Origin of the sequence: Methylobacillus methanolivorans (assembly GCF_044751345.1) — a bacterium.
Classification (GTDB): Bacteria; Pseudomonadota; Gammaproteobacteria; order Burkholderiales; family Methylophilaceae; genus Methylobacillus; species Methylobacillus methanolivorans.
Genome location: NZ_JBIWXY010000001.1, coordinates 2000569 through 2022713, shown reverse-complemented (window position 1 = coordinate 2022713; position 22145 = coordinate 2000569). Strand labels below are relative to the sequence as shown.

Sequence of the window (22145 nt, the reverse complement as noted above, 5' to 3'; positions counted from 1 at the left end):
CAGGGCCGTGAAACGATTCCGCGCCAATGATAGTATACTTCTCGTATGCGAAAGTAGGTCACCGCCAGGCTTTTATTTAACATCCAGATTTCATCTGGATGACGACAACGGCCCTCTACAAGAGGGCTTTTGTTTTTGTGTTATGCATGACGGATTGCTATAATAGCGATCATTGGGGATGGGCGTTGAGCCCATTTTTTATTTGTAGAATCAGGCAATAAGGTTTGCTATGCAGGATTTAAACACATTGTTGGAAAAGTCTCTTGATCAGCTTGGGTATGAGTTGGTTGATATGGAGTTGTCCAATCGTGGCAAATTGATCCGCTTATTTATTGATAAGCCGGAGGGGATCAATATTGATGACTGTGTATTGGTGAGTAATCACCTAAGCAATTTATTGGCTGTAGAGCATGATATTGATTACGACAGGCTGGAGGTATCTTCTCCTGGCTTGGATCGGGCTTTGAAGAAAGAGTCTGATTTTGTGAGGTTTGTGGGCGAGCGTGCCCAAGTGAAATTGCGCGTGCCTGTTGAAGGCCGGAAGAATTTTTTAGGCATATTGCGTGGCGTGGACCAAGGCTATCTTGTGTTGGAGTGTGAAGGCGTGGAACAGCGCGTGCCATTTTCCAACATTGATAAAGCAAGATTATCCCCTGAGTTCTAAGCACCAATTTTTTGGCGGAGATTGAAATGAGTCGCGAAATATTGTTATTGGTCGATGCATTGGCCCATGAAAAGAATGTGGCTAAAACCGTTATTTTTACGGCATTGGAATTGGCACTGGCCTCGGCTACCAAAAAACGCTTCACTGAAGATGCTGATGTACGCGTGGAAATCAACCGTGATAACGGGGAATATAATTCATTCCGTCGCTGGCAAGTGGTTGAAGACGAAGCGCTGGAAAATCCTGATGCGCAAATTACGCTAGAGGACGAGCGAGCTCAAGGTCTGGCACTGGGTGATTATATTGAAGAGCCACTTGAGTCTGTAGAGTTTGGTCGTATTGGTGCGCAGGCTGCTAAACAGGTCATCTTGCAAAAGGTGCGTGAAGCTGAGCGTGAGCAGATCCTAGATGACTTCCTTGCACGTAAAGAGCATTTGGTGACTGGTGTCATCAAGCGTATGGAAAAGGGTAATGCAATCATTGAGGTAGGTCGTTTGGAGTCAATGTTGCCGCGTGAGCAAATGATTCCAAAGGAGAATTTACGTGTGGGTGATCGCGTGCGTGCTTATCTTTCTCGCATTGAGCGTGGCGGTCGTGGTCCTCAGTTAATTCTTTCGCGTATCGCGCCAGAGTTTCTGGTCAAATTGTTCGAGCTGGAAGTGCCTGAGATTGAAGAGGGGTTGCTTGAAATCAAGTCGGCCGCTCGTGACCCTGGTTTGCGTTCCAAGATTGCGGTGAAGTCCAATGACCAGCGCTTGGATCCAGTTGGTACTTGCGTTGGGATGCGCGGTTCACGTGTGCAGGCAGTGACTGGGGAGTTGGCCGGCGAGCGTGTCGATATCGTATTGTGGTCGATGGAACCCGCCCAATTTGTCATTAATGCCATGGCACCTGCAGAGGTGTCCGGCATTGTGGTGGATGAAGATGCCCACAGTATGGATGTCATCGTAGATGAAGAACAATTGGCGCAGGCGATTGGGCGTAATGGTCAGAATGTGCGTCTGGCTTCCGAATTGACGGGTTGGACATTAAATATCCTGACTGAAGAAGAAGCAGCCAAGAAGAACGAAGAAGAACATAGCAATATCTTGCAATTGTTTGTCGAAAAGCTGGATGTGGATGAAGAAGTAGCCGATATCCTGGTGCAAGAAGGCTTTAGTACTCTTGAAGAAATTGCTTATGTGCCCATGGCTGAAATGAGCGAAATTGAAGCTTTTGATGAAGATACCATCAATGAGTTGCGTAAGCGTGCTCGTGCGGCCTTATTGACTGAGGCGATTGCCAAGGAAGAGAAGGTCGGTGAGGCATCTGAGGACTTGCTGCATATGGAAGGCATGGATGATGTGACTGCTCGTACTTTGGCAGGCAAGGGTGTTGCTACGATGGACGATCTCGCAGACCTCGCAGTGGATGACTTGGTTGAGCTGACCGGCATGGATGTCGAGCGTGCCAAGCAATTGATTATGACTGCGCGTGCGCCCTGGTTTGCTTAAGGCGATAGAGAGCGTAGCTAAAAGAAATGCACTGACGGACAGTGCAAGTGAAAGAGATTGGAGTAACTGAATGGGACAATCGAGCGTAGCACAGTTTGCCAGTGAGTTGGGTTTGCCAGCTGAGCTGCTTCTGGAGCAATTAAAAAGTGCAGGTGTCAGCAAGGCTGCGTATGACGACACCCTCACTGAGCAGGATAAAACTTCTTTGCTGGAATATTTGCGCAAGGAGCACGGTGCACAAGAGCCTAAGAATAAGATTACGCTGACCCGTAAACAAGTTACTGAAATCAAAAAGTCTGATAGCAGCGGTAAGGCACGTACTATCCAGGTGGAGGTGCGCAAAAAGCGTGTGCTTGTGCGTCGTGACCCATCTGAGGCAGTAGCCGAAGAAGACGCCATCCTTGAAGCACCAGTGCTTGAAGAGGTAGTGGTGGAAGCCCCGGTGGTCGAGGTTGTGCCAGAGCCTGTCATCGAAGTGGCTCCTGAGCCGGAGCCAGTTGTCGTGCAAGCTGAGCCAGAACCAGAGCCGGCTCCCGTCATTGAGCCAGAGCCTGAAGTGGTAGAGGTGGCAGCAGTAAATGTCGAAGAAAAACCCGCAGAGGAGGTGCGTCCGCGCTTGACAGCCAAGGAGCTGCTGGGCGCCGAAGAGTTGGCATTGCGTGAGCGTGAAGCTAAGCGTCAGGCTGCTCTGATGGCGATTCAGGCGGAAGAGCTGCGTAAAAAGCAAGAGTTGGCGCAGCGTCGTCAAGAAGAAGCCAAGCGTGCTGCTGAAGCTGCTGCGAGTAAGCTTTCTGAAGGGACATTGCATAAGCCCGCAGCGAAAGAGGCGCCCAAAGCTGATGATAAGAATGCTAAGAAGCCAGGCAAGAGTGGCGGCAAGGATTGGAATGATAATGATGGCAAGAAGCGTGGTGCTGTAAAAACCCGTGGAGATGCTGGAGCCTCGGGCCAAGGCTGGCGTGCGCAGAAAGGCAAGTCTAAGTCTAAGGGCAATGAAAGCCAACAACACGCATTTAACGCGCCAACAGAGCCAATTGTGCATGATGTATTAGTGCCGGAAACCATCACTGTTGGTGATCTTGCTCACAAGATGGCGGTTAAGGCCAGTGAAGTCATCAAGACCCTGATGAAGATGGGCATGATGGTGACGATTAACCAGGTGCTTGACCAGGAAACTGCGATCATTATCGTGGAGGAAATGGGACACAATGCCAAGGCCGCTGCATCTAATGATCCGGAAGCCTTCCTGGATGAAGCTGAGCACGCAGAAGCAACGCAAGAGGCACGTCCTCCTGTGGTGACTGTCATGGGTCACGTAGACCATGGTAAGACATCCTTGCTGGATTATATCCGTCGCAGTCGTGTGGCTTCTGGTGAAGCCGGTGGCATTACCCAGCACATTGGTGCTTACCACGTGGAAACACCTCGTGGCATGGTGACTTTCCTGGATACACCAGGCCACGAAGCCTTTACTGCGATGCGTGCGCGTGGTGCCAAGGCCACCGATGTCGTGATTCTGGTCGTGGCTGCTGATGATGGCGTAATGCCGCAAACCATTGAAGCGGTGCATCACGCAAAGGCAGCGGGTGTGCCATTGGTCGTGGCTGTGAACAAGATTGATAAGTCTGAAGCCAATCCAGAGCGAGTAAAGCAGGAGTTGGTGAGTCATGAAGTTGTACCTGAAGACTGGGGTGGCGACACCATGTTCGTAGAGGTGTCTGCGAAAACTGGCCTTGGTATCGATAACTTGCTGGAAGCTGTGTTGTTGCAAGCTGAAGTGCTTGAACTCAAGGCGCCAAAGAATATCCCTGCCAAGGGCCTAGTGATCGAAGGTCGACTGGACAAGGGCCGTGGCCCAGTGTCCACTATTTTGGTGCAAGCAGGCACATTGCAACGTGGTGACATGATCTTGGCAGGTACGGCCTATGGTCGTGTGCGTGCCATGCTGGATGAATCTGGACAGGATGTGAAAGAGGCCGGTCCTTCTATCCCAGTTGAAATTCTTGGCCTTTCAGATGTGCCTAGTGCTGGTGAAGAAGTCATTGTGCTTAATGATGAGCGCAAGGCGCGTGAAATTGCCTTGTTCCGTCAAGGCAAGTTCCGTGACGTGAAACTGGCGAAGCAGCAAGCAGCCAAGCTGGAAAGCATGTTCGAGCAAATGGGCGAAGGCGAAGTCAAGGTCTTGCCGTTGATTATCAAGTCCGATGTTCAGGGCTCTTATGAAGCGCTGTCTACTTCCTTGCAGAAGTTGTCCACCGATGAGGTCAAGGTCAATATCATCCATACTGGCGTAGGTGCGATCAGTGAGTCTGATGTCAACCTGGCAGCAGCATCCAAGGCCGTGTTGATTGGCTTCAATGTGCGTGGCGATGCTGGTGCCCGCAAACTGATCGATAGTTCAGGTGTTGATGTGCGTTACTACAACATCATTTACGAAGCAGTCGATGAGGTGAAGGCTGCATTGGGTGGCATGCTATCGCCAGAGCAGAAGGAAAGCGTGATCGGTACCGTCGAGATCCGCGAAGTATTCCGTATCTCCAAGGTTGGCTCTGTTGCTGGTTGCTACGTGCAGGATGGTGTCATCCGCCGTAACTCCAAGATTCGCCTGATTCGGGATAATGTTGTGATCCACACTGGTGATCTTGATTCGCTCAAGCGCTTCAAGGATGACGTCAAGGAAGTGAAATCTAACTTCGAATGCGGTTTATCCTTGAAGAACTACAACGAAATCGAGATAGGCGACATTCTGGAAGTGTTTGAAGTCGTCGAAGTAGCGAGAACACTCTAAGCGTATGGCCAGGGAATTTTCCAGAAGCGATCGTGTTGCCGAGCAGATTCAGCGAGAACTCGCTGATCTGCTGCAATTCGAGGTGAAAGACCCCAGAGTGTCCTCCATGGTGACGGTGACTGAAGTTGAGGTGAGTGGGGACATGGCGCATGCCAAGATCTACTACACTGCACCGCAAGGCACGCCTGAGTTGCAAAAAGGCCTGGAAAAAACTGCAGGCTTCCTCCGTAGCCAGTTGGCCAAGCGCCTGTTGTTGAGAACGGTACCGCAACTGCATTTCAGTTACGATGCTTCTATTGATCGTGGCATGTACATTGCCAAGTTGATCGATGAGGTCTTGCCTCCTGCTGAGTCTGATCAAGACGACGAGTCTGTCTGAGCAAAACGGTCACGCTGTGCAATTCAGACGGATTAAGCGCAATATCGATGGCGTGCTATTGCTGGACAAGCCACTCGGCATTTCTTCCAACCAAGCCTTACAGATAGTTAAGCGACTGTATCAAGCCGCCAAGGCTGGTCATACCGGTAGCCTGGATCCATTGGCGAGCGGTTTATTACCCATTTGCCTGGGCGAAGCCACCAAGTTTTCCCATTTCTTATTAGATGCTGACAAAAGTTACCGCGCATTGGTGACCTTGGGCAGTACCACAACCACAGGTGATGCTGAAGGTGAAGTGCTGGAGCGCTTACCTGTTACCACAACCCTGCCTGAGCTTGAAACTGCACTGAAAAAAATGGTCGGCAATATCTTGCAAGTGCCCCCCATGTATTCTGCCTTGAAGCATGGTGGCAAGGCGCTTTACGAATATGCCAGGGATGGGGTGGAAATCGCTCGAGAGCCTAGGCCTGTGACTATTCATACCATCACCCTTGAGCGGTTTGATGCTCAGCAGTTTGAGATGGTGGTGTCGTGCAGCAAAGGGACTTACATCCGGACGCTGGCAGAGGATATTGGTAAGTTACTGGGGTGCGGAGCACATTTGGGTGGTTTGCGTCGCCTGACAACAGCCCATTTTGATCTCAGCGAGGCTGTCACGATAGAACAGCTTGAGCAGATGTCGTTAGAACAGCGCGATGCAGCCCTGCTGGGGGCGGATGCCGCGATTGAAGATTTGCCACAAGTCAGTATCGATGACGATAGCGTGTTTTATTTATTACGCGGTCAAGAGGTGTGGAAGTCTGGCCTCAATATTGAAGGCCAGTTCAGGCTGTATTCACTTCAAGGAGTTTTTCTTGGCATAGGTGAACAAACCTCACGTGGTTCTATCGCCCCCAAGCGTTTATTGCGCCAGGTCTTGTAACATCTTCATTCAATTCTTTTGCATGCCAACCCTTTCGGTCAGTCCGGCATCCTGCTTTCAGTCATCAATAAAAACTCATCCATTAAAGCGATCAAATCACTGGTTTATTGAACTTGGCCGTAATTAGCGATATAATAAAAAGTTGATTGTAAATGAATGCTCTAGCGGGCTGGATGTTCCTGCATTTGCATTGACGCACAACACATCTCACAACATTAGGATTAAGTTATGGCAATTACAGTTCAAGAAACAGCAAAGATTGTTGCTGATTTCCAACAAGCTCCGAACGATACAGGTAGCCCAGAAGTTCAAGTTGCACTTCTTAGCGCCCGTATTACTTATTTGACCGAGCATTTCAAAAGCAATGCCAAGGATCACCACTCCCGTCGTGGTCTGCTGAAGTTGGTAAGTCAGCGTCGCAAACTGCTGGACTACCTCAAGCGTAAGAATGCTGATCGCTATCGTACATTGATCGAGCGCTTGGGTCTGCGTAAGTAATCATCGCGCACTTGTGAACTCATAAATAAGCCGAAAGCAAAGCGGAGACGCAATGCTTATCGGCTTATTTTTTTATTAAAGGACAAATATTGTGACGGCAATCAAGAAAACGATTACCTATGGTCAGCATGAGCTGACACTTGAAACCGGAGAAATTGCACGCCAGGCCGATGGGGCCGTGATGGTCAGCTATGGTGATACCGTAGTGCTGGTGAGTGTAGTGGGCAAACGTGAAGTAAAGGCTGGTCAAGACTTCTTCCCATTGACTGTGGATTACCAGGAAAAAACCTACGCTGCCGGCAAGATCCCAGGTGGTTTCTTCAAGCGTGAAGGTCGCCCTTCCGAAAAGGAAACGCTGACTTCCCGTCTGATCGACCGCCCATTGCGCCCACTATTCCCTGAAGCCTTCTACAACGAAGTGCAAGTGGTGGCGACCGTGATGTCTTCCGACCCTGAAATTGATGCGGATATTCCAGCCATCATTGGTGCTTCCGCTGCACTGGCGATTTCCGGTATTCCATTCTATGGCCCGATTGGTGCCGCACGAGTTGGTTACATCAATGGCGAATATGTATTGAATCCAACAGCATCCCAGTTGAAGGAAACCGCGCTTGATCTCGTGGTAGCCGCCACTGATAGCGCCGTGTTGATGGTTGAGTCTGAAGCCAAGGAATTGCCTGAAGACGTCATGCTGGGCTCAGTCGTTTATGGTCATGAGCAGATGCAGGCTGTGATCAACGTGATCAACGAAATGGCAGCCGAAGTTGGTAAAGAGCCTTGGGACTGGGCTCCTCCAGAACCTAATACTGACTTGATCTCCAAGGTTGAGGCATTGGCTGGCGCTGACATCAATGAAGCGTACAAGATTAAGTCCAAGGGTGCGCGTTCCGGCAAGCTGGATGAAATCAAGAGCCGTGTATTGGGCGAATTGATTACAGAAGAAACTTCTACTGCTGAAGCTAACGAAATCAAGGGTGCGTTGTTCAACCTGGAAGCCAAGGTTGTGCGTACCCAGATTCTGAATGGCGAACCACGTATTGATGGTCGTGATACACGCACTGTGCGTCCGATCAGCATCCGTACTGGCGTATTGCCTCGCACCCACGGCTCCGCCCTGTTCACTCGTGGTGAAACCCAGGCGCTGGTCGTGGCCACATTGGGTACAGGCCGTGACGAGCAGATCATTGATGCTTTGCAGGGTGAATATGCAGATCGTTTCATGCTGCATTACAACATGCCTCCGTACGCTACTGGCGAAACTGGCCGTGTTGGCACACCTAAGCGTCGTGAAATCGGTCATGGTCGCTTGGCTAAGCGCGCACTGCTGGCAGTATTGCCAAGCCAAGAAGAATTCGGCTATACCGTGCGTGTTGTGTCTGAAATTACTGAGTCCAATGGTTCCAGCTCAATGGCGTCCGTCTGTGGCGGCTGCCTGTCCTTGCTGGATGCGGGCGTGCCGTTGAAGGCGCAAGTAGCTGGTATTGCCATGGGTCTGATCAAGGAAGGTAACCGTGTTGCTGTATTGACCGACATCCTGGGTGATGAAGATCACCTCGGCGATATGGACTTCAAGGTGGCAGGTACTGAAGCTGGTATCACTGCGTTGCAAATGGACATCAAGATTACCGGTATTACTGCGGAAATCATGCGAGTTGCCCTGTCGCAAGCCAAGGAAGGCCGTATGCATATCCTCGGCTTGATGAAGGAAGCTGTTGGTGAGCAGCCACAGGAGTTGTCCGCATTTGCGCCACGCATTATCACCATGAAGATCAATCCTGAGAAGATTCGTGACGTCATCGGTAAGGGCGGTGCGGTGATTCGTGCGCTGACCGAAGAAACTGGTACAACGATCGATATCGAAGAAGATGGCACGATCAAGATTGGTTGCGTCAGTGCAGAAGCTGGTGAAGAAGCCAAGAAGCGTATCGAAGTTATTACGGCTGAAGTGGAAGTGGGCCAAGTATATGACGGTACTGTGCTTAAGCTGCTGGATTTCGGCGCGATAGTTTCCTTGCTGCCAGGCAAGGATGGTTTGCTGCATATTTCCCAAATTGCACACCAGCGTGTGAATGCTGTAGCTGACTTCCTCAAGGAAGGTCAAGTGGTCAAGGTTAAGGTGCTGGAAGTGGACGACAAGGGTCGTGTGCGTCTGAGTGCTAAAGCTTTGATTGAAGCACCTGCTGCAGAAGACTCCGCAGCAACAGTGGCTGACCAACAGTAATCTGCTTGCGTTAGCTCAATAAAAAAGCCGGTTTAAAAACCGGCTTTTTTTATTTGTCTAATCACAGCATTAGATTCGTCGCTGTGAAGATATGCTCAATAGTCGAGCATATAAAAAGCCCATCACCATGAAAAATGGATGGGCTTTTTATTGAATGAATGGCGATGAAGTTACTTTGCGACTTGTTTTTCGCGAATTTCATCCAGGGTTTTGCAGTCGATGCACAGAGTTGCTGTTGGACGTGCTTCTAGTCGCTTTAGCCCGATTTCGATGCCGCAACCATTGCAATAACCGTATTCGCCTTCATCAATTTTGTTGAGGGTTTCATCAATTTTCTTGATCAGTTTGCGTTCGCGGTCGCGGTTGCGCAGTTCCAGTGCCATGTCAGATTCCTGGCTTGCCCTATCGTTCGGGTCGGCAAACATGGTGACTTCGTCCTGCATGGTATGCACTGTGCGGTCAATGTCATGACTAAGCTCTGCTTTCCAGTCATTCAAGATTTTCCGGAAATGATCACGTTGCTTATCATTCATGTATTCCTCACCAGCCTTGGGTTGGTAAGGAACAAATTGTCTTGTAATTGCTTCAGCCATGTGCGCCTTAAGAGTTAACTTTCGATTAACAGAAAAATAAAGCAGGCGCAAGTGTACACTGAATAATTCAGTGATGCAAAAGCCTTGTGCCCCAAGGCTTCAACTCAACTCAAGCAGTTGGTTCGACAATTAAATGGAGGTGAGGCCAGATTCGTGCAATTCCAGTGCTGTCAGCGTGTTCTGCATCAGCGTGGCAACGGTCATCGGGCCTACTCCACCTGGGACAGGTGTGATCCATGCCGCGCGTGTTTTCGCGATTTCAAAATCAACATCGCCACACAGGCTGCCGTCTGCCAAGCGGTTGATGCCGATATCCACGACGATCGCGCCGGGCTTGATCCATTCGCCTTTAATCAGGTGTGGCTTGCCAACTGCTGCTACCACGATGTCCGCGCGCGCGACATTGGCTTGCAGATCTTTGGTGTGGCGGTGACAACTGGTCACGGTGCAGCCAGCGAGCAGCAGCTCTAGAGCCATTGGACGGCCTACGTGATTGGAGACGCCAACGACAACCGCATCCAGCCCTAGTAGCTTGATACCAGTTGACTGCAGCATCTTGATGACGCCGTAAGGCGTGCATGAGCGCAATGTTGGTTGGCGCACAGCCAGCCTGCCAATGTTATAAGGGTGAAAACCATCGACGTCCTTGGCGGCACTAATGGTTTCGATGATCTTTTTTTCTTCTATATGTGCAGGTAGTGGCGATTGCACCAAGATACCGTCTACCGATTCATCCTGGTTAAGCTGCTCAATCAGGGCCAGTAACTCGGCTTCGCTGGTAGTGTCAGGCAGGTCGTAGGCCATGGAGTGAATGCCGGTTTTCTCGCATGCCAGTCTCTTGTTGCGTACATAGATAGTAGAGGCAGGATCGGCACCAAGCAGGATCACTGCCAGCGTTGGCGCACGTAACCCTTGTTTCAACCGATTGTCTATTAAGGATTTTGTTTCGGAAAGCGTGGCTTCTGCGATGGCTTTTCCATTAATGATATGGGCGGTCATGACAAGTGTTTTCAAAAATAATGCAGCATTTTAGCAGAATCCGTTTGACCTTCCTGCTGGGTTACGCTATATTTCTGCCTCTCGGGGTGTAGCGTAGCCTGGTAGCGCGCCTGGTTTGGGACCAGGATGTCGGGAGTTCGAATCTCTCCACCCCGACCAATTTTGTAGTAAGTCTAGATTGCCCGACAATCTGCCCGTAGCTCAACCGGATAGAGCACCAGCCTTCTAAGCTGGGGGTTACAGGTTCGATTCCTGTCGGGCAGGCCATTACTGGTTTTATAATCTGGTTTCAATGGTGGCTGTAGCTCAGTTGGTAGAGCCCTGGATTGTGATTCCAGTTGTCGTGGGTTCGAGCCCCATCAGCCACCCCAAAAGATAAAGCAAAAGGCCCGGTTCTTGAGAACCGGGCCTTTTGCTTTTCAGTGCTATGTACTCGCAGAAAAAATCTTCAGGTTGCCAAGAACCTCATAGAAAACCAGTCAAATGACTGGCTTTTTATGAAGGGGATTCTGTGCTGGAATGACTTTGCATTTCCCTACTTTCTGCAACGAGCGCAGTGGCACAAGTCATCATGCTTTGGGGCGCAGTCAACTTAAAGACGTGGGCTGTAGCAGCACATGCCTTTTATTTAGTTGAGTGGATCATTGTCTTCATCTTCATCATCTCCGGCGTTGTCGATAAAGTCTTGTACGTCATCCACGCTGATGCCTGTGCCGTCATTGATGGTTTCGATCTTTCTCGATGACAATCCCAATACTTCGGTTGCGACGTGTTCTGCTGAATATTGATTGATCTTGTCGATGAGCGATTCCATGAATTCTGCAAAGCTGGTGTCTTCTGTGACAACTTCATAGGCATGATCCAGGGCAATCTGGGCGATTGATGGAAAATATTCATTGATGGTGTGGATGGCGCGTTCGTCTAAGGACATGATTGGCTCCTGAAAAATGGTGGCAACATTATCTATCAAATGTTGTCTGGCTTCCTGATTTATCAAGGCTGGCAGCTTTCAGGGCTTGTCTTGTGTGATCGTGGCGATGTGCTTATAGTAACGTCATGCTTTGTACTCATTATTCCCCCCATATGATTCACAGAAAGCCTTTCTAATGGTGGCACAGCTGCCTGCATTGATCATTATTGATGATGATCCCCTGATCACCGATACCTTACATTTCCTGCTTGGCAAGGATTTTGAGGTGTATGTTGCCGAATCGCGCATGCAAGCAAGGAGCTTATTGCGCCAGCTAGAAAGCCCGCCACCATTGGCGCTGGTTGATCTCGGCTTGCCGCCGGTACCCCACAAACCGGATGAAGGCTTCAAGGTGATTGGTGAGCTATTGGCTCATGCACCCACCATGAAGATTCTGGTGTTATCCGGCCAGAATGAAGAGGCTAACGTCAAGCATGCTTTGGCGTTGGGTGCAGTAGACTTTATTCCCAAGCCTTGTGATGTTGAGCGTTTGCGGCAATTGTTGCACAACGCGCTCAAGCTGCAGGATGCTGAGCTTGGTGAGACGGTTAATGCAGAAGAGGGCGGCGGTCTACTCGGTATCAGCCTGCCAATGCAAACATTGCGTACACAGATTACCCAGTTTGCCGATGCGCCTTTTCCGGTGTTGATTGAAGGGGAGTCGGGTAGTGGCAAGGAGTTGGTGGCGAGTTGCCTGCATCGTCTCAGTCGTCGTTCACAACAACCTTATCTCTCTCTTAATTGTGCGGCTATTTCTCCGAATCTGGCCGAGTCCATCTTGTTTGGGCATGGCAAAGGCTCCTTTACCGGGGCGGCCAATGCACATAGTGGCTATTTCGAGGATGCGGGCGAGGGCACTTTATTCCTGGATGAAATTGGCGAACTACCGTTGGAGCTTCAAGCCAAGTTGCTCAGGGTGTTGGAGAACGGTGAGTATCAGCGCATTGGCGAGACCCAGTCTCGTCGTAGTCGGGCGCGTATTGTCGCAGCGACAAATCGTGACTTGCGAGAAGAAGTGCGTGCAGGCAATTTTCGCATTGATCTTTATCACCGCCTGAGTGTGTTTTCTGTACGCGTGCCGCCATTGCGCGATCTGGAGCAGGATCGCTATGTCTTGCTGGATCACTTTAACCAATTTTATGCGCGTGAAACCGGGCAGAAGACTTTTGCGCTTGATGACCAGGCCAAGCAGCGTTGGTTGGGCTATCACTTCCCAGGTAATGTGCGTGAGTTACGCAATATTATTATCCGGCTGGTGGCTAAATATTCAGGCCAGCTTGTGACTGATGCGCAATTGGCAGCAGAGTTGGACCTCATGCATACCGGTCTTGGCCAAGTTGCTGGCCATGGCGTCGAGGCACCGCTGTTGACCGATGAATCGGCCATGGCAAGCCAGGCGCACAAGCATTTGCAAACGCAAGCCAATGTCAATTTGGACCAAGTGCTCAAATCCTGGGAGCGGGCTTATGTCGATGCGGCGATGAGAATTACCCATGGCAACCTAAGCCAGGCGGCCAAACTGCTGGGTATCAACCGTACCACGCTGTATAGCCGCATCCAGCTACAGCAGGACTACAAAGGCGAATAGTGTATTACGCGCACTTTGGCCTGAAAGAGCCTCCATTCAAGATCACCCCCAATACTGACTTTTTCTTTCCTGGCGGCAATCGTGGTGCAGTGCTGGAAGCGTTGCGCTATGCCATCTTGCACGGTGAGGGAATCGTCAAAGTTGTTGGCGAAGTGGGCAGTGGCAAGACCATGTTGTGCCGCATGCTACAAACGCAGTTGCCGGAGCATGTGGATAATGTCTACCTTGCTAATCCCAGTATGGCACCAGAAGATGTGCTGCACGCCATTGCATTGGAGTTGCGGCTTGATCTGCCTTCTGGTTTGAGTCGGTTGGAGGTCATGCAACGCCTACAACAGGTATTGCTGGAAAAGCACGAGGCCAAGCGCCAGGTGGTAGTGTTTGTAGAAGAGGCTCAAGGCATGCCCCTGGCAACGCTGGAAGAAATCCGCTTGCTGACCAACTTGGAAACCCGCCACCACAAGTTGCTGCAAATCGTGTTGTTTGGCCAGCCTGAGTTGGATGACAATCTCAACCAGCGCGAAATTCGCCAACTCAAGGAGCGAATTACCCATAGTTTTTATCTTGGCCCACTGAGCAAGGATGAAATTGCGGAGTACTTGATGTTCCGCCTGCGTGCAGCCGGGTATTTCGGGCCGCCATTATTTACCAAGCGGGCAATCAAGCAATTGGCGACGATGGCGCAGGGTTTGGTGCGCCGGGTAAATATTTTGGCGGATAAATCCTTGTTGGCGGCATTTGCCGCCAATACTTACCAGGTCACGCCACGACATGTTGCTGCTGCAATACGGGATAGCGAATTTGCGCAAGAGATAAAACGCCCGGCAAGACGCTGGGTAGGGTTTGCGTGGATAGGAGTATTCTTTGTGCTTGCTGGCGTGGGGGCTTATGCCTGGAGTCAGGGATTACTACCCTTGCCGACCATGATGAATACGCAGTCGTCGGAGCCGGTCGAGACAGCTCAGCCGCTGCCTGTACAGGTCGACCAACTCGCTGCGCCAGACGTCGTGCAAGAGATAGAGCAGCGTGAAGAGGCTTCATTAGCCTGGCTGAGTAGCATTGCGCCCGAATACATCACGATACAACTGGCATACCATGCGGCAGGCAGCGCACTGGATCAAGAGCGCCAGCCGATGTTGGCGCAACTGGTGTTGGATAATCTTCATGTCATGCAGGCTAAAGTTGGCGACAAAGCCAGCGTTATCATATTGTATGGCGCATACAAAAGCCGCCAGGAAGCACTGACTGAACTTCAGTCGTTGCCCGCAGCATTACAAACAGGTACACATTTGCGAACCATTGCAGGTGTTAGGGAAGAACTGTTGCAGCATCAATAACTTGATCACAATAAGATCATTGTGATCTTCATTTGCAAACATGTACTGATTATGGGATAAATCCCGGAATATCAACATGATCAGTAGAGGGGATACGTTTTGTCCGGCCAATTGCCAAAAGTTGCCAGCATTCTGATACTGCCATGTCTGCTTGGCCTGACAAGTTGCGCCCATCAATCTACCGTTTCTCCTTCCACCGGGCATATCGACGAAACGCCATCAACCAAATCTATCCAGCCAGCCGAGATTCCCAAGCCAGTCAAAAGTAGTAGCTACCTGCCGCCACCCAAGCCCAGGGCCAAAGAGCAGACTTACAGCGTGGTGGTCAATGATGTGCCGGTCAAGGAAATCCTCTTTGCGTTGGCACGAGAAAGCAAGCTCAATATCGATATTCATCCTGCCATCCAAGGGCGCGCTACGCTGAATGCCGTGGATCAAACCTTGCCTGCAATTCTGGAGCGTCTCGCCAAGCAAGTTGATTTAACCTACCGTGTAGATGGCAACGTGCTGAGCATTACGCCAGATATGCCAGTGTTGCGCAGTTACAAGGTGGATTATGTAAACATGTCGCGTGATACCACAGGCTTTATTGGTGCGGCAGCGGAGATTGCAAGTACAGGACGTAGCGCATCTACGACCAGCGGGGCCGGGGGGACGTCTAGCTCTGGTGCGTCTTCTAGCTCAGGCACGGGAGCCGCCAATAGTTCGCGTACCGCAGTGAATAGTCTTGCAACCAATCACTTCTGGGAAACCCTGATCCAGAACCTGAAGGACATTCTGGCGGAAACCGACAAGGAAGTGATTATTACCCGTAGCGGTACAGCTGCTTCACAGCAAGCCCAGGCTGCTGACGTGTTGGCTGCAGAGAATGGCGACAGGACAGCCTCGCAGCAGACGGCTGCTCGCAATATGACACAAGAGCGTGAAGATGCTCGCACGGAATACAAGACCTTGTTTGCGGCAACAGTCATCGCGAGCCCGGAAACCGGGATTGTCAGTGTACGCGCGACTCATCGCCAGCACGAAAAGGTGCAGGAGTTTCTCGACAAGGTCATGAGCAGTGCCAAGCGGCAGGTATTGATTGAGGCTTCCATTGTTGAGGTCACGTTGAATGATACCTACCAAGCTGGTATTGATTGGACCAAGCTGGGTAATGGCTTCAACATGACGAATCAACTGGGGTTGAGTACCGTGCTTACGCCTGCCGGGATTGCGGGTACGGCAGGAACAACACTGCCTTTCAGTATTGGCTATTCTAGCGACAACAGCAGTGTGGATTTCAATTTGCGCTTGCTGCAACGATTTGGCGATACCAAAGTACTCTCCAGTCCAAAATTGATGGTGCTTAACAACCAGACTGCAGTGATGAAGGTAGTGGATAACCTAGTGTACTTCACTATTCAATCGCAGGTATCGCAAGGCGTTGGGCAGGGCTCAACTAATTTACAATCGGTGACGACTACACCGAATACGGTGCCTGTGGGCATGGTGATGAGTGTCACGCCGCAAATCAATGATGCCGGACAGGTGAATATCAACGTGCGACCAACCATTTCACGTGTGCTGAGTTATGTGGATGATCCAAACCCGCAATTGACGTTAACAAACGGTACAACGACAACCAGAATTGAAAGTAGGATACCGCAAATCCAGGTGCGCGAGTTCGAGTCTGTGTTGCGGGTGAATAGTGGTGATACGGCAGTCCTGGGCGGTTTGATGCAAGATAATATCCAGCAGGCAACAGATAAGGTGCCTGGTATTGCCAAGGTGCCATTAGTGGGTAAATTGTTCACTGCACGTAGCAATTTCAATGTGAAGACCGAGCTGGTGATCTTTTTGCGTCCAGTCGTGGTGCAGAATGCCAGCCTAGAAAGCGAAGAACTTAATTCATATAAGCAATACTTGCCTGCCCAGCAACTGCAAAGGTTAATTAATGAGTCTGTTAATTAGCGCATTGCAGAAAGCAGAACAAGCCAAACAACAGCCCCTGGAAAAGGCTGAGATTGAAGAGTTTTTGCTGGATATTGCACCGGCTGAGCCTGTGCATGGTGGCGAAGCTACCCAATCTCAATCTTCGCTCAGTCCTAAATCCAGTCATGCTGCTGAGGAGTCCATCGCCCAACAACGCGCAGCAGCACAGCTGTTGGCTGCCAGATCTGGTGCGACCAAGCGCGAGACACTGCTCTCGCCGTTTACCCAGGGTTTATTGTTGTTATTGCTGGTGTTGCTCGTAGGCGGTGGCGTGTTCTGGTATGTCAGTTCCTTGACTCAGCCGGAAGTCATTGTACCCAAGCCCGTAGTGTTGAGCGCGGTACCCGACGCTAACCCACAGCCTCCCGCAAATGTTGCCGGGCAGGATTCAGTGGCTGAGCCTGATATCAACGAAGAGATAGATGGCAACACAAGTCAGGCAGAGGTAATGGCAGCTCCTATTACTCTTGCCGACAGTGCCAAGCCGCGTACCAATATCATCCAGCAGCCTTTGCCCCAGGTATTTGGTGAGGTGCCGCAGGCGACGACTAACAGCCAGGTTCAGGTGACGCGTAACCGCCCTGTTGCTACAGTCAATCAGCATGTGCTGGAAGCTTATCAAGCATTTAATCTTGGTGATGATGCCGCTGCCCAGCAGGCATATCGACAGGCATTGCAGGCTGATGTGCGAAATGTGGATGCGCTATTGGGCATGGCTGCCATTGCTGCACGACATGGTCGCCAGCAGGATGCCGTGAGTTGGTATCAACAAGTATTGCAAGTCGAGCCGCGTAACGGCATTGCCCAGGCGGCATTGCTGGATTTGCAAGGCTTGGCTGATCCGTTGAGCAGTGAAACCCGACTCAAAAATCTCATTGCCCAACAGCCAGAGGCGGCTTATCTGCATGCTGCATTGGGTCATCATTATGCTGAGCAAGGGCAATGGCCGTTGGCACAACAGTCTTATTTCCAGGCGCATCATCTCGATGCGGCCAATCCTGAATATGCCTTCAACTTGGCGGTGAGTCTGGATCAATTGGGTAAATCCAGCTTGGCATTGCAATATTATCAGCAAGCGCAGGCATTGCTGGCTGGCAAGGAATCGCCTAGCGTAAATCAAGCGCAACTGGCCGCCAGGATACGCCAGCTTCAGTAGCACTTTCCGCGCATAGGATATGCTCACGGCCCGGCTTGTCCGGGCCAACACATAACGGATGTAAGATTCATTCATGGTAGAACAACGTCGCAAGCTCCGCTTGGGAGAGCTCATGGTGCAGCAAGGCCTGATTAGTCAGGATCAGCTGCGTATTGCCCTCATGGAGCAGGAGCAGAGCAATATCCCCTTGGGACGCCAATTAGTGCGTCTTGGCTTTGTGACTGAGGCGATGGTGCGTGATCTGGTCGCGCATACCATAGGCCAGGAAAGTATCGATCTTTCCACGGTGGTGGCAGATGCTGAGGCGTTGAAGATGGTGCAAGAAGGCTTTGCCCGCCGTTACCATATCTTGCCCGTGGCGTTCGATGCCAATACGCGTCAATTGACGGTGGCAATGTCCGATATGTTCAACGTGGTAGCGCTAGATCAATTGCGTGCCACCGTCGGGGCGCAAGTGCAGGTCAAGCCGGTGCTGGCAGCAGACGCCCAGCTTGAAGATTATATTGACCAGTTTTATGGTTACGAGCTTTCTGTGGATGGCATCCTGCGCGAGATCGAGACTGGTGAAATTGATTACCAGAGTTTGCAGGCAGGCGGGGATGAATACACTCAGCCTGTGGTGCGCTTGGTCGGTGCATTGCTCATGGATGCAGTGAAGCGTGGGGCTTCGGATATCCATTTCGAGCCGGAATATGCTTTCTTGCGCATCCGCTACCGCATTGATGGCGTATTGCAGCAAGTGCGCAGCCTGCACAAGACCTATTGGCCCGGTGTCGCCGTGCGTCTCAAGGTGATCTGCGGCATGGATATCGCCGAGACGCGTTCTCCACAAGATGGGCGCCTGAATATGAATCTCTCGGGCAGGCCGATCGATTTTCGTGTTGCAAGCCATCCCACTATTCATGGCGAGAATATCGTGCTGCGGGTGCTTGATCGCGAAAAGTCGATCATCCCACTTGAGCGCATGGGCTTGCGTGATCAGGCACTGGATGAATTAAAACTCATGATGACGCGGCCAGAAGGAATTGTCATCGTGACCGGGCCGACTGGCAGTGGCAAGACCACGACGCTATATTCATTGTTGTCATTCCTCAATACCGAGGGGGTCAATATCATGACCCTGGAAGACCCGGTGGAATATCCCGTCACCATGATGCGCCAGACCTCGGTGGCCGAAGTGAACAAGGTGGATTTTGCCAACGGCATCCGCTCCATCATGCGCCAGGACCCGGACATCATCCTCGTTGGCGAAGTGCGTGATGCCGACACGGCCACCATGGCGTTCCGCGCCGCGATGACCGGGCACCAGGTGTTCACCACACTGCATACCAATTCCGCACTGGGTACCTTCCCGCGTTTGCTTGATATTGGTATTTCGCCTGACATCATGGCGGGGAATATCATCGGTGTGGTGGCGCAACGATTGGTGCGGGTGCTATGCCCCCACTGCAAGGAAGCTTATGCTCCTAACGATGACGAGCGCAAATTGCTGGGCAAGAATATCCGGCTGGATTTGCGCATCCACCGAGCGATCGGGTGCAAGCAATGTGGCTATACCGGTTACCGTGGGCGCATGGCCATCATGGAGCTGTTGCGGGTAGATAGCGAGATGGATGCGCTGGTGGCGCGCCGTGCGCATTTTGACGAAATGCGTGATCTTGCCCTGAAAAAAGGCTTTGTCACGCTCGCAGAAGATGGCATCCGCCGCATTATCGAAGGACACACCAGCTTGTCCGAGGTGATGCGTGTGATTGATCTTACCAGCCGCATCAATTAACGCCCGCACTCATGCCCACGTTCACTTACAAAGCGGTCGACCAAACAGGCAAGGCAGCACATGGCCAGATTGACGCCTTGAACGAGATTGACCTGGAGTTGCGCCTCAAGCGCGTGGGCCTGGACTTGATCACCTTCCGGCCTTCCAGTCTGAGACCTTCGGTATTGAGTCGCCGTAAGGTCAGCTTGCAGGATTTAGTGATTTTCTGCTTCCAGCTTGAGCAACTCACGACAGCGGGTGTGCCATTGCTCGAAGGGCTGGTGGACTTGCGGGACAGCACTACTAATCTACATTTCCAGAAAATCATCGGTTCCTTGGTGTCTTCGGTGGAAGGCGGCAAGATGTTATCGCAGGCATTGGCTGAGCACCCGTACGTTTTTAATCGTGTATTCGTCAGCTTGATCAAGGCTGGCGAGCAAACCGGGCGCTTGCCGGAAATTTTTCGCCATCTCGCCGATACCCTTAAGTGGCAAGATGAACTGATTGCGCAAACACGCAAATTGCTCGCCTATCCCATGTTTGTGTTGGTCGTGGTCGTTGCTGCGGTGATATTCCTCATGGCCTATCTGGTGCCACAGATGGTGTCTTTTCTCGGCAATATGGGCCAGGCGCTGCCATTGCAGACGCGTATTCTGATTGCGGTGTCGAATGCTGTCGTGGATTATTGGTGGTTGATGCTCGGCCTGCCGATGCTGACGGCGATCCTGCTCAGCATCGCCATCCATCGTAGTCAGGAAGTGCGCTATCGGTATGACCAGATCAAGCTAAACTTACCAGTGACAGGCAATATCCTGAATAAAATCATCCTAGCGCGCTTCTCGCGTTATTTTGCGTTGATGTACCAGACGGGCATCCCTGTGTTGGATGGCATACGCAGTTGTGAAGAGGTAGTGGATAACCTGGTGGTAGCAGAGGCATTGAACCGGGCTTTGCAGCAGATTAATGCCGGGGAGAGCATGAGCGACAGTTTTCGTAATGTCGGGCTGTTTCCACCGCTGGTAGTACGCATGATACGCGTGGGGGAAAGCACTGGCGGGCTAGATAAGGCCTTGCTCAATGTCAGTTATTTCTATGATAGGGACGTCAACGAATCGGTGGAAAAATTGCTCAAGATGATAGAGCCTGCCCTGACCGTGATACTGGGTGCCATCCTGGCCCTGATCATGTTCTCGGTGCTTGGTCCGGTGTACGATTCCTTTAGCCAACTCAAATTGTAGCCCTATGTTCGAACGTCTCATTCTTTGTGCAACGCATGACCGGCTGATCGCTGGCCGCTGGCGTTTTGGCCGTTTGCGCGGGATAGAGATATTCGATAACCAGCCGCAAGGGCATCTAGAGTTCACCGAATTCCTGATGCAGCATCATTACATCCCGACTTATCTCATGGTGGATGCGCTGGAGGAAGATTTCCACCTGGAAGTCTTGCCCCATACTTCAGGACGCTCACGCAAGGAGTTGTTGCAGCGCAAGCTCAACCAGGTATATCGGAATACCACTCTCAAGGCGGCACAGTTTCTTAACCGCGAACGTGACAAGCGCCGTGATGATCGCTTCCTCTTTGTGGCACTGAACAACACCGAAAGCCTGCAACCTTGGCTAGATGTGCTGGTGGCGCAGCAAGTGCCGCTTGCGGGAGTGTATAGCTTGCCTATGGTCAGCCAGCTTTTGTTGAGCAAGCTCAAGTTCAAGGCCAATGACATTTTGCTTAGCGAGCAACTTTCATCCGGCCTGCGTCAAAGCTATCTGCACCAAGGGCGATTGCGGATTAGCCGCTTGGTACAGATACCCCCCGAGGCTTATCAGAAAATCTCATACTTCCACTTGGTGGAAACAGACAAGGCTAGGTTGTACCTATTAAGCCAGCGCCTGATTGCGCGTGATACTGCCCTAAGGGTGGTGGTGCTCACCCCTGCACAAGATGCAGAGCAGATCAGTCGCAATATCCAGCAGGAACAAGGCTTGCAATGTGAGCCTATTCATCTGGCACAACTGGCGAAACATCAGGGATTGCCGCAGGAGTTGGTGCGCCAGTGGCCTGAACTGGTGCATATGCAGATGTTGGCCCGCGGGCATCGACCAGACAACCTGGCGCCAGAGCCACTGGTCAAGACATACAGGATGGAGCTCCTGCGCAAGGGCTTGGTGCTGTCGGCATTGATCGTCGCAGTGCTGGGCTTGCTCATCACTTTGCTATACCTGGCACAATCGCTTGATGAAGTGCAACAGCTGCATGAGCGCGCCATTGAAACGCGTCAACAGGAACAGCGCTATAACGAGATTGCCAATAACTTCCCCGCGACGCCTATCCAGGGCATGGATTTGTCCGTGGCGGCTAATGTGCATGACGCTATCATCAGGCAGGAGGCCAGCCCGGCCAGGATGATGCTGGTATTGAGCCAAGTGATGGACCAGATGAGCAACATCCAATTGAACCGTTTGCGTTGGGTGATGAGTGACGATATTGGTATCAAGGATGAAGACAACGCGAATGCCGCTACGTCGGTAACCCCTGCTAATGCGGGTGCGGTGTTGTACCAGATTGGGTTTATGAGCGGCGAAATTCGTGGCTTCAATGGTGATTATCGTGCCGCCTTGGACATGGTCAATCATTTTGCCGAAACACTGAAATCGAATGCTGACATACAGGAAGTTACTGTGGTGCAGCAACCCGTGAATGTGAGCTCTTACTCCAGTTTGCAGGGCAGTACATCAGATGAGCGCACTGCCCAAAATGAAAAAGCCGTGTTCAAGCTAAAGTTGGTGTTGAGACCTGAGGTCAGGCCATGATC

The 22145-nt window shown here is 51.3% G+C and carries 17 protein-coding genes and 3 tRNA genes; 17 read left to right on the top strand and 3 right to left on the bottom strand.

The genetic code is table 11. The annotated features are described in order from the left end of the window. Positions 1-229: 229 nt before the first annotated feature. The 7 genes from rimP to pnp all read left to right on the top strand — a co-directional run bounded on the left by rimP (position 230) and on the right by pnp (position 8965). Entirely contained in the window at positions 230-664 is a 435-nt protein-coding gene (gene rimP / locus ACIKP9_RS09605; protein ID WP_400881802.1) for a ribosome maturation factor RimP, read from the top strand. Between the two features lie 26 nt (positions 665-690). Beyond that, positions 691-2157, top strand: coding sequence for a transcription termination factor NusA (gene nusA / locus ACIKP9_RS09600; RefSeq protein ID WP_400881800.1), 1467 nt, complete (start codon positions 691-693; stop codon positions 2155-2157). A 70-nt stretch (positions 2158-2227) separates the two neighbouring features. Beyond that, a complete protein-coding gene (gene infB / locus ACIKP9_RS09595; protein WP_400881798.1) occupies positions 2228-4945 on the top strand; it encodes a translation initiation factor IF-2 in 2718 nt (905 codons plus the stop codon). 4 nt (positions 4946-4949) lie between these two features. Continuing rightward, positions 4950-5324 carry a 30S ribosome-binding factor RbfA gene (gene rbfA, locus ACIKP9_RS09590; RefSeq protein WP_400881796.1) on the top strand — a complete coding sequence of 125 codons (375 nt, stop codon included), beginning with the start codon at positions 4950-4952 and terminating at the stop codon, positions 5322-5324. 16 nt (positions 5325-5340) lie between these two features. Continuing rightward, on the top strand, positions 5341-6246 hold the full coding sequence (gene truB / locus ACIKP9_RS09585) for a tRNA pseudouridine(55) synthase TruB (protein WP_400881925.1): 906 nt from the start codon (positions 5341-5343) through the stop codon (positions 6244-6246). A gap of 228 nt (positions 6247-6474) precedes the next feature. After that, complete coding sequence (gene rpsO / locus ACIKP9_RS09580; RefSeq protein ID WP_015829110.1) at positions 6475-6744, top strand: 30S ribosomal protein S15; 270 nt, start codon at positions 6475-6477, stop codon at positions 6742-6744. A gap of 91 nt (positions 6745-6835) precedes the next feature. Further along, complete coding sequence (gene pnp, locus ACIKP9_RS09575; RefSeq protein WP_400881794.1) at positions 6836-8965, top strand: polyribonucleotide nucleotidyltransferase; 2130 nt, start codon at positions 6836-6838, stop codon at positions 8963-8965. A 170-nt stretch (positions 8966-9135) separates the two neighbouring features. On the opposite strand, the gene dksA is transcribed toward pnp, so the two are convergent. Together dksA and folD are read right to left on the bottom strand one after the other, a co-directional pair. Further along, positions 9136-9558: an RNA polymerase-binding protein DksA gene (gene dksA / locus ACIKP9_RS09570; protein WP_400881792.1), complete on the bottom strand. Its 423-nt coding sequence runs from the start codon at positions 9556-9558 to the stop codon at positions 9136-9138. Positions 9559-9687: 129 nt separating this feature from the next. Beyond that, a complete protein-coding gene (folD, locus tag ACIKP9_RS09565) occupies positions 9688-10557 on the bottom strand; it encodes a bifunctional methylenetetrahydrofolate dehydrogenase/methenyltetrahydrofolate cyclohydrolase FolD (protein WP_400881790.1) in 870 nt (289 codons plus the stop codon). Positions 10558-10639: 82 nt separating this feature from the next. Here folD and ACIKP9_RS09560 point away from each other — a divergent pair. The 3 genes from ACIKP9_RS09560 (at position 10640) to ACIKP9_RS09550 (ending at position 10928) form a co-directional block, all read left to right on the top strand. Further along, positions 10640-10716, top strand: a tRNA-Pro gene (locus ACIKP9_RS09560). Positions 10717-10747: 31 nt separating this feature from the next. Beyond that, positions 10748-10824 (top strand) — tRNA-Arg (locus tag ACIKP9_RS09555). 28 nt (positions 10825-10852) lie between these two features. Further along, a tRNA-His gene (locus ACIKP9_RS09550) sits at positions 10853-10928 on the top strand. Between the two features lie 257 nt (positions 10929-11185). Here the strand turns inward: ACIKP9_RS09550 and ACIKP9_RS09545 are convergent. Next, a complete protein-coding gene (locus ACIKP9_RS09545) occupies positions 11186-11488 on the bottom strand; it encodes a hypothetical protein (protein ID WP_400881788.1) in 303 nt (100 codons plus the stop codon). A gap of 175 nt (positions 11489-11663) precedes the next feature. Between ACIKP9_RS09545 and ACIKP9_RS09540 the strand changes: the two genes are divergently transcribed. From ACIKP9_RS09540 to ACIKP9_RS09510, 7 genes are all read left to right on the top strand, one after another. Next, positions 11664-13115 carry a sigma-54-dependent transcriptional regulator gene (locus ACIKP9_RS09540; RefSeq protein WP_400881786.1) on the top strand — a complete coding sequence of 484 codons (1452 nt, stop codon included), beginning with the start codon at positions 11664-11666 and terminating at the stop codon, positions 13113-13115. Next, positions 13115-14452, top strand: a complete 1338-nt coding sequence (locus ACIKP9_RS09535; RefSeq protein WP_400881784.1) for an ExeA family protein — start codon at positions 13115-13117, stop codon at positions 14450-14452. The genes ACIKP9_RS09540 and ACIKP9_RS09535 overlap by 1 nt, the downstream gene beginning before the upstream one ends. A 99-nt stretch (positions 14453-14551) precedes the next feature. After that, complete coding sequence (gene mshL / locus ACIKP9_RS09530; protein ID WP_400881782.1) at positions 14552-16402, top strand: pilus (MSHA type) biogenesis protein MshL; 1851 nt, start codon at positions 14552-14554, stop codon at positions 16400-16402. Beyond that, positions 16386-17579, top strand: a complete 1194-nt coding sequence (locus ACIKP9_RS09525; protein WP_400881780.1) for a tetratricopeptide repeat protein — start codon at positions 16386-16388, stop codon at positions 17577-17579. Before mshL ends, ACIKP9_RS09525 begins: the two co-directional genes overlap by 17 nt. Positions 17580-17652: 73 nt before the next feature. Beyond that, the gene (locus ACIKP9_RS09520; RefSeq protein ID WP_400881778.1) at positions 17653-19356 is read left to right on the top strand and encodes a GspE/PulE family protein; all 1704 of its coding nucleotides are present in this window, start codon (positions 17653-17655) and stop codon (positions 19354-19356) included. Between the two features lie 11 nt (positions 19357-19367). Beyond that, positions 19368-20573 (top strand): type II secretion system F family protein, encoded by a 1206-nt coding sequence (locus ACIKP9_RS09515; protein WP_400881776.1) that lies wholly within the window; start codon positions 19368-19370, stop codon positions 20571-20573. 4 nt (positions 20574-20577) lie between these two features. Next, the gene (locus ACIKP9_RS09510) at positions 20578-22143 is read left to right on the top strand and encodes a hypothetical protein (protein WP_400881774.1); all 1566 of its coding nucleotides are present in this window, start codon (positions 20578-20580) and stop codon (positions 22141-22143) included. Positions 22144-22145: the final 2 nt, after the last annotated feature.

Excerpts from the sequence above, each read along its gene's own strand:
- rimP (WP_400881802.1), top strand. The coding sequence starts at position 230 with ATGCAGGATTTAAACACATTGTTGGAAAAGTCTCTTGATCAGCTTGGG.
- nusA (WP_400881800.1), top strand. The coding sequence starts at position 691 with ATGAGTCGCGAAATATTGTTATTGGTCGATGCATTGGCCCATGAAAAG.
- infB (WP_400881798.1), top strand. The coding sequence starts at position 2,228 with ATGGGACAATCGAGCGTAGCACAGTTTGCCAGTGAGTTGGGTTTGCCA.
- rbfA (WP_400881796.1), top strand. The coding sequence starts at position 4,950 with ATGGCCAGGGAATTTTCCAGAAGCGATCGTGTTGCCGAGCAGATTCAG.
- rpsO (WP_015829110.1), top strand. The coding sequence starts at position 6,475 with ATGGCAATTACAGTTCAAGAAACAGCAAAGATTGTTGCTGATTTCCAA.
- dksA (WP_400881792.1), bottom strand. The coding sequence starts at position 9,558 with ATGGCTGAAGCAATTACAAGACAATTTGTTCCTTACCAACCCAAGGCT.
- folD (WP_400881790.1), bottom strand. The coding sequence starts at position 10,557 with ATGACCGCCCATATCATTAATGGAAAAGCCATCGCAGAAGCCACGCTT.
- ACIKP9_RS09545 (WP_400881788.1), bottom strand. The coding sequence starts at position 11,488 with ATGTCCTTAGACGAACGCGCCATCCACACCATCAATGAATATTTTCCA.
- ACIKP9_RS09540 (WP_400881786.1), top strand. The coding sequence starts at position 11,664 with ATGGTGGCACAGCTGCCTGCATTGATCATTATTGATGATGATCCCCTG.
- ACIKP9_RS09525 (WP_400881780.1), top strand. The coding sequence starts at position 16,386 with ATGAGTCTGTTAATTAGCGCATTGCAGAAAGCAGAACAAGCCAAACAA.
- ACIKP9_RS09520 (WP_400881778.1), top strand. The coding sequence starts at position 17,653 with ATGGTAGAACAACGTCGCAAGCTCCGCTTGGGAGAGCTCATGGTGCAG.
- ACIKP9_RS09515 (WP_400881776.1), top strand. The coding sequence starts at position 19,368 with ATGCCCACGTTCACTTACAAAGCGGTCGACCAAACAGGCAAGGCAGCA.
- ACIKP9_RS09510 (WP_400881774.1), top strand. The coding sequence starts at position 20,578 with ATGTTCGAACGTCTCATTCTTTGTGCAACGCATGACCGGCTGATCGCT.